The 7,854-nt window shown below is 70.1% G+C and carries 6 protein-coding genes; all 6 read right to left on the bottom strand.

Annotated elements, in window-relative coordinates; all coding sequences use genetic code 11:
- Positions 1-128: 128 nt before the first annotated feature.
- Positions 129-1,124: an ABC transporter ATP-binding protein gene (locus ABZY11_RS41125; protein WP_356484066.1), complete on the bottom strand. Its 996-nt coding sequence runs from the start codon at positions 1,122-1,124 to the stop codon at positions 129-131.
- Entirely contained in the window at positions 1,121-2,149 is a 1,029-nt protein-coding gene (locus ABZY11_RS41120) for an ABC transporter ATP-binding protein (RefSeq protein WP_356484065.1), read from the bottom strand. The genes ABZY11_RS41125 and ABZY11_RS41120 overlap by 4 nt, the downstream gene beginning before the upstream one ends.
- Positions 2,146-3,081 carry an ABC transporter permease gene (locus tag ABZY11_RS41115; protein ID WP_356484064.1) on the bottom strand — a complete coding sequence of 312 codons (936 nt, stop codon included), beginning with the start codon at positions 3,079-3,081 and terminating at the stop codon, positions 2,146-2,148. Before ABZY11_RS41115 ends, ABZY11_RS41120 begins: the two co-directional genes overlap by 4 nt.
- Complete coding sequence (locus tag ABZY11_RS41110; protein WP_356484063.1) at positions 3,078-4,160, bottom strand: ABC transporter permease; 1,083 nt, start codon at positions 4,158-4,160, stop codon at positions 3,078-3,080. The genes ABZY11_RS41115 and ABZY11_RS41110 overlap by 4 nt, the downstream gene beginning before the upstream one ends.
- A gap of 90 nt (positions 4,161-4,250) precedes the next feature.
- Entirely contained in the window at positions 4,251-6,122 is a 1,872-nt protein-coding gene (locus tag ABZY11_RS41105) for an ABC transporter substrate-binding protein (RefSeq protein WP_356484062.1), read from the bottom strand.
- Positions 6,123-6,319: 197 nt separating this feature from the next.
- Positions 6,320-7,854, bottom strand: a 1,535-nt coding sequence (locus tag ABZY11_RS41100; protein WP_356484061.1) for a MinD/ParA family protein, incomplete at its 5' end; no start/stop codon positions are given.

The following is a 7,854-nucleotide window of genomic DNA, read 5'->3' as shown; positions in this document are numbered from 1 at the left end:
CCTCCGCTCCCGCGCGGGGCTGCCCCCCGCCCGCTTACCGCGCGGCCGCCCGCCCCCCCCCCGCCGACGCCGCGGGCCGGGCACCGTCATCGACGGTCCCGGCCCCGCGTCGTCGCGTCGCCGTCGTGCTATGCCCGTGCCTTCGCGGCCGCGACCGCCCAGTGGCACGCCACCTGAGTCTGCCCGCCGCCCGCGAGCACCGGCAGATCCTTCGTACGGCAGGCATCCGCGACGCCCGCCCGTTCCGCCTCGCCCGAGGCCAGCACCTGGCAGCGGGCGTGGAACCGGCAGCCGGACGGGACCCTGGACGGGTCCGGCGGCTCACCGGTCAGGATCACCGGCTCGGCCCCGGACTCCGGCAGCACCGACAACAGCGCCTGGGTGTACGGATGCTGAGGAGCCGTCAGGATCTCCTCCACCTTGCCGGTCTCCACGATCCGTCCCAGATACATCACCGCGACCCGGTCCGCGATGTTCCACGCAAGCCCGAGGTCGTGCGTGACCACCAGCGCGGACAGGCCCAGCTCGTCCCGCAGCCGCAGCAGCAGGGCCAGGATCTCGCCGCGCACCGAGGCGTCGAGCGAGGCCACCGGTTCGTCGGCCACGATCAGTTCGGGCTCCAGGACCAGCGCGCCCGCGATCACGACCCGCTGGCGCTGACCGCCGGACAGCTCGTGCGGATAGCGCAGGAAGAACCGCTCGGGCGGCCGCAGCCCCGCCCGCGACAGCGCCTCGGCGACCGCCGCCCGCTCGTCCCCCGCGTACCCGTGGATCCGCAGGCCCTCGGCGACGGCGTCGTACACCGTGTGCCTCGGATTGAGCGAACCGCTGGGGTCCTGGAGCACCAGCTGGACCCGCTTGCGGTACGTCTTCAGCGCCCGGCCCGCGTAGTCGAGCGGCTTGCCGCCGAAGGTGACCTGACCGGATGTCGGCGGGACCAGGCCCAGCAGCGAACGGGCCAGCGTCGTCTTGCCGCAGCCCGACTCACCGACCAGCGCGACGATCTCGCCGGGGCGGATGTCCAGATCGACACTGTCCACGGCACGGGCCGGGGCGGCCCCGCGCCGGCCGGGGAAGGTGACCTTCAGCCCCTGCGCACTGAGCAGGGGAGTGGTGGTGGTCATGATGTGCTCCTTGCTTCCTCGGCGCCCGGCAGGGCAGGCACCGCGGCCGCCCCCGGCCCCACCAGCACACAGGCGGCCCGCCGCTGCGGACCCGCGTCCCGCAGCTCCTGGTCCTCGGTCACGCAGGAGTCCAGGGCCACCGGGCAGCGCGGGTGGAAGGTGCAGCCGCCGGGCAGCGCCGACGGGTCCGGCGGGTCACCGGGCAGCCCGCGGGGCGCGAACCGGGAGGCCGGATCGCCGATGCGCGGAAACGCGCCGGACAGGGCCTTGCCGTACGGGTGGTGCGCGTTCTCGTAGACCTCGGACGCCGGGCCCTCCTCGACGACCCGGCCCGCGTACATCACCGCGAGCCGGTCGCAGGTGTCCGAGAGCACCGCGAGGTCATGACTGATCATGATCAGGCCGAGGTCCTGCTCGGACACCAGCTGCTCGATCAGCCGCAGGATCTGGGCCTGGATCATCACATCGAGAGCCGTGGTCGGTTCGTCCGCGATGATCAGTCCCGGATCGCAGGCGAGCGCCATGGCGATCATCACGCGCTGCCGCTGCCCGCCGGAGAGCTCGTGCGGATAGGCGGACGCGCGGGCGGCGGGCAGCCCCACCTGCTCCAGCAGTTCGCCGGCCTTCTTCGCCGCACCGGCCTGTGTCGCCTTCCGGTGCAGCAGGATCGGTTCTGCGATCTGCTCCCCGATGCGGTGCACCGCGTTGAGCGAGTGCATCGCGCCCTGGAAGACGATCGATGCCCCGGCCCAGCGCACCGCCCGGACCTGGCCCCACTTCATGGTGAGGACGTCCTCGCCGTTCAGCAGGATCTGGCCGGAGACCTTCGCGCCGGCGGGCAGCAGCCGCAGCAGCGCGAGCGCCAGCGTCGACTTCCCGCAGCCCGACTCACCGGCGATGCCGAGCTTCTGCCCGGCGTCGACCGAGAGGTTCACACCACGGACGGCCTGGGCCCCGCCGGCGTACGTCACCGTGAGGTCCCGTACGTCGAGAAGCGGTGTCTTCTGGATGCTCGTCGTGCTCAACGGGCCACCCCCAGCTTGGGATTGAGGACGGACTCGATGGCGCGGCCGCACAGTGTGAACGCCAGGGCCACCAGCGCGATGGCGATGCCGGGCGGCGCCAGGTACCACCAGTGGCCCGCGCTGACCGCGCCCGCCTCGCGGGCGTCCTGGAGCATGCCGCCCCAGGAGGTGGTGGTCGGGTCGCTGAGACCGAGGAAGGCCAGGGTGGCCTCGGTGAGGATCGCGTTGGAGATCACCAGTGTGGTCTGCGCGAGCACCAGCGGCATCACGTTCGGCAGCACGTGCCGGGCCATGATGTGCCCGTGGCCGCCGCCCAGCGCGCGGGCGCGTTCGATGTACGGGCGGGACTCCACGGCGAGCGTCTGGGCCCGGACCAGCCGGGCCGTGGTCGGCCAGGTCGTGACCCCGATCGCGATGATGACCGTCCACATCGAACGGTTCATCACCGTGGCGAGCGCGATGGCGAGCACCAGCGTCGGCATCACCAGGAACCAGTCGGTGACCCGCATCAGGACCGTCGAGTACCAGCCGCGGAAGTGGCCCGCGACGATGCCGACGACCGTACCGATGGCGACGCACAGGAACGCCGCGAGCAGGCCGACGGTCAGCGAGACCCGGGTGCCCCACACCAGCAGCGCCAGCACGCTGCGTCCGAACTGGTCGGTGCCGAGCGGGAATTCACCGCTCGGCGACTCCAGCGCGCCACCGGGGGCGCCGGTGACGCTCTGCGAGTCGGCGCCGACGAGCTGCGGTGCGAACAGGGCGACCAGTGCGATCAGGACGAGTGCGCCCAGACCCCACAGTCCGCTCCGGTGACCTCGGTACTCCCGCCAGAAGCGGGCGATGGACCGGCGCTTGCGCGCGCGGGCCAGGGCACGCGGATTCTGCGCGGTCTCCGCCTTCGTGGGCGTGGGCATGGATTCGGTAGTCATCGGCCCACCCGGGGGTCGAGCAGCGGATAGAGCACATCGGCAAGGGTGTTCGCCAGGATCACCGCGGTGGCGAAGACGAAGAACAGCGCCTGCACCAGTGGGAGATCGGGCACGCTGAGACCCTGGTAGAAGAGACCGCCGAGGCCCGGCCAGGAGAACACCGTCTCGACCAGGATCTGTCCGGCGACCACATGCCCGAGGTTCACGAACATCAGGGTGAACGTCGGCAGCATCGCGTTCGGCACGGCGTGCTTGCGGCGCACGACGTCGTCCCGCAGCCCCTTCGCGCGGGCCGTCGTCAGATAGTCGCTGCCCATCTCGTCGAGCAGCGAGGAACGCATCACCAGGAGCGTCTGCGCGTACCCGACCGCGACCAGTGTGATCACCGGCAGGACCAGATGGTGCGCCACGTCGAGGACGTAGGCGAACCCGGTCTCGTTGCCCGACTCCAGACCGCCCGTCGGGAACATCCCGGGGATCGGGCCGATGCCCACCGCGAAGACGATGATCAGGAGCAGGCCCAGCCAGAACGCCGGCACCGAGTGGAGCGTGAGCGCGAACGCGGTGTTGAAGCGGTCGCTCATGGAGCCGTTGCGCCAGGCGGTACGGGTGCCGAGCCAGATGCCGAGCGCGGTGTAGAGGACGTACGACGTGCCGGTGAGGAGCAGCGTCGCCGGGAGCGCCTCGGTGATCTTGTCGATGACCGGTGCGTGGAACTGGAACGAGGTGCCGAAGTCACCCGTGAGGGCGTCGCCGATGTACGTGGTGAACTGCTGCCACATCGGCTGGTCGAGTCCCAACTGGTGGCGCAGCGACTGGAGTTGCTCGGCGGAGACCGGGCGGCCGCCCGTCATCTGCTTCACCGGGTCGCTGGGAATGAGCCGGAAGAGGAAGAAGCTGGTGACCAGGACCGCGAACAGTGAGACCGCCGCTCCCGCGATCTTGGCCGCCACGTATCGGAGGTATGCCTTGGTGTTGCGCGCCCGTGGACCGCGGGCGGCCGACGGGCCGGCCTGAGCCGGGCCGTCGGTGTCCGCGTCCGCGATCTGCACGAGCGCCGGAGTGCTGTCAGCTGTCATGGGGAACTCTCGTTACTCGTGCTGCACGTGGAGGGGCCGGCCGGCGACGTGAATGTTCCCCGGCCGGTCCCTCTCGACCCGTCCGGGTGATTACTCGCGGTCGTCCGCCGTGTTGCGGCGGCGCATCGCGATGAACAGCCCGCCACCGACGAGCACCACGACCACCACGATGATGCCGATGACGACGCCGGTGGAACTCGACCCGCCGGAGCCGTCCGAACTGCCGCCGGACGCCGGAGCGGCCGACCACCAGCTCCAGTAACCGTCCTGGCCGTAGATGTTGCCGGCCTTCTCGGGCATGGTCGTGATCGACTTGATCTGGTCGGTGCGGTACGCCTCGACCGCGTTCGGGTACGCGATGACGCTCATGTACCCGGAGTCGTACAGCCACGACTGCATCTGGTTGACGATGCCGGCCCGCTTGGCCGGGTCGTACTCGGCGAGCTGCTTCTTGTAGAGCTCGTCGTACTGCTTGTCGCAGATGAAGTTGTCGGTGGCGGCGCTGTCCTTCGCCTTGACCGGTAGCGCGGCGCAGGTGTGGATGCCGAGGACGAAGTCGGGGTCCGGGTTGACGGACCAGCCGTCGAAGGCGAGGTCGTACTCACCGGCGTACCAGGGCACGGAGACGTCGTCGAGGCAGTCGACCTTCAGGCCGATGCCGAGCTTGCCCCACCACTCCTTGAGGTACTTGCCGATCGCCTTGTCGTTCGGGTCCGTGGCGTGGCACAGGATGCGCAGGTCGAGCGGCTTGCCGTCCTTGCCGACCCGCTGGTCGCCCTTGAGCGGGTAGCCCGCCTCGTCGAGCAGCTTGGCCGCCTTCGCCGGGTCGTACGCGAGGCTCTGCTCGGCGGTCGGCTGCCAGTGGTACGCGGAGAAGCGCGGCGGGATATAGCCCTGGCCCTCGACGGCGTGGCCCTGGAAGACCTTGTCGATGATGGTCTTGCGGTCGATGGACAGGAAGAGGGCCTGGCGGACCTTCTGGTCGAGAAGGGCCTTGTTGCCGTTGCCGAACTTCTTGCCGTCCTTGGTCTGCGCGCCCGGGTTGGTGGCCAGCGCGAAGAAGCGGCGGCCCGGACCCTCGTTGACCTTGATGTTCTTGTCGCCCTTGAGCGACGCGGCCTGAGCGGGCGTCAGCGCGGGGGAGCCTGCGACGAAGGAGACCTCGCCCTTGCGCAGGGCGGCGACCGCGGCGTCCTGGTCCTTGTACGTCTTGAAGACCAGCTCGTCGAACTTCGGCTTGCCGCGCCAGAAGTCCTTGTTGGCCTTGAGCTTCACGTACTGGTCGACCTTGTAGTCCGTCAGGACGAACGGCCCGTTGCCGACGATCGGGAACTTCGTGTCGTTGTTGAACTTGGAGAAGTCGCCGACCTTCTCCCAGACGTGCTTGGGGACTATCGGCACATCGAGCGCGGCCATGGTGGCCTGCGGCTCCTTGAGCTGGATGACCAGCTGCGTCGGGCTGGGAGCCGTCACCTTCTTGAAGTTCGCGACGAAGTTGCCGTTGGCCTGCGCGGCGCCCTCGTCGGTCATCATCTTGTTGAACGTCCAGGCCGCGTCCTCGGCGGTGGCCTGCTGTCCGTCCGACCACTTGGAGTCGGACCGGATGGTGTACGTCCAGGTCAGCTTGTCCGCGGACGGCTCCCACTTGGTGGCGAGGCCGGGGATCGCGTGGTTGTCCTTGGGGTCGTAGTTGGTGAGGAAGTCGTACATGAGCCGGCTGATGCTGGTGCTCATGAGCCGCTGAGCGAGGAACGGGCTCAGCGAGTCGACGCTCTGTGCGACGGCGACGGTCAGCGTCGACTTGCCGCTGTCGGCGGCCTGCGCCTGCTGCGGAGCGGCGCCGAGCGGCACACCCGGGACGATGGAACCGGCGGCCAGTGCCAGAGCGGCGGCGCCGGAGGCCAGGAGGACACGCAGACGTGAGCGTGGCTTGGCGGAGCGTGGTGGAACTCTTTCGACCATGGTCAGGGACCTCGCGTCATGACTCGCACGGAGAAGGCGGGTTGATCTGTGGTTCGCCAGCTGGTGAAGCGAAGGTTTATCAGCGGTGGTCGAGCTGCGTCAACGGTCATCGAAACGGCGTGTGGTCTGCGGGAATGTGCGGAGGGCCCGCACCGTGGAGACGGTGCGGGCCCTCATTGGTTTAGACCTCTGATGCCTTACTGCTGAGGCGCTGACGGCGGCTGCTGCTGCCACCCGGAGGGCGGGACGGGACCCTGGGGCTCGGGCGGAACCGGCTGGCCGGGCTGACCCGGCTGACCAGGCAGGGCGAGCTGCTGCTGGTGGGGTGGCAGCGGGCCCGCCGGGTTCGCCGCGGACGGGGCCGGTGAGGGCAACGACTGCTGCCAGCCGTTCGGTTGCGCCCCGGGGCCGGGCTGCGGCGGGTACGGCTGCGGGGGCTGCTGGCCGCCGTACGGCTGCTGCGGGTACCCCTGCTGCGGCTGCTGCGGGGCGTACTGCTGCTGACCGGGCATCGGCGGGGCGTACTGCGGCGGCGGGTTGGAGCCGTTGGACGTCCAGAGTCCCTGCTGTTGCTGGGCGCGGGAGAAGTCCTCGGCGACCATCGCGGAGAGATTGAAGTACGCCTCGCGGGTCTTGGGACGCATCATGTCGAGGTCGACCTCGGCGCCGGCCGACAGATGCTCGTCGAACGGCACGACCACCACGCCGCGGCAGCGCGTCTCGAAGTGCTGCACGATGTCATCGACCTTGATCATCTTGCCGGTCTCGCGGACCCCGGAGATGACGGTGATGGAGCGCTGCACCAGCTCCGCGTACCCGTGCGCGGAGAGCCAGTCCAGCGTGGTGGACGCGCTGGACGCACCGTCGACCGACGGCGTCGAGATAATGATCAACTGGTCGGCGAGGTCGAGCACCCCGCGCATCGCGCTGTAGAGCAGGCCGGTGCCCGAGTCGGTGAGGATGATCGGGTACTGCTTGCCCAGCACGTCGATCGCGCGCCGGTAGTCCTCGTCGTTGAACGTCGTGGAGACCGCCGGGTCCACGTCATTGGCGATGATCTCCAGACCGGAGGGCGCCTGCGAGGTGAACCGGCGGATGTCCATGTACGAGTTGAGGTACGGGATCGCCTGGACCAGGTCACGGATGGTGGCACCGGTCTCGCGGCGCACCCGGCGGCCGAGCGTGCCCGCGTCCGGGTTGGCGTCGATGGCGAGGATCTTGTCCTGCCGCTCGGTGGCCAGTGTCGCGCCGAGGGCGGTGGTCGTCGTGGTCTTGCCGACGCCGCCCTTGAGGCTGATGACCGCGATCCGGTAGCAGGACAGCACGGGCGTACGGATCAGGTCGAGCTTGCGCTGCCGCTCGGCCTCCTCCTTCTTGCCGCCCAGCTTGAAGCGGGACGCGCCGGACGGCGTGCGGCTGCTCTTCGCCTTCTGCTTGCCCCGGACCAGCCGGTCGGAGGAGAGCTCCACGGCGGCCGTGTACCCGAGCGGGGCACCGGGCACGGAACGCTCGCGCTGGTCGTGGGTGACCGGGGTCGGCCAGGCGCCCCCGGTGCGCGGGTCGACGGGCTGGGCCTGCTGCGGGTGTTGCCCTTGCGGCTGCTGCGGCTGCTGCGGAGGCTGGGCCGGCTGCTGCGGGGGGACCTGCGCGGGCAGATGGGGCGCGGCCTGAACCGGCGGCTGGGGTGCCTGGGGGACCTGTGGCGGCAGGGGGGTGCCCTGCTGCGCGGGCC

It is taken from the genome of Streptomyces sp. NPDC006510, from assembly GCF_040611955.1.
Classification (GTDB): Bacteria; Actinomycetota; Actinomycetes; order Streptomycetales; family Streptomycetaceae; genus Streptomyces.
Note: the sequence above shows the minus strand (reverse complement) of the source record. Positions and strands in the feature narration are given on the sequence as shown.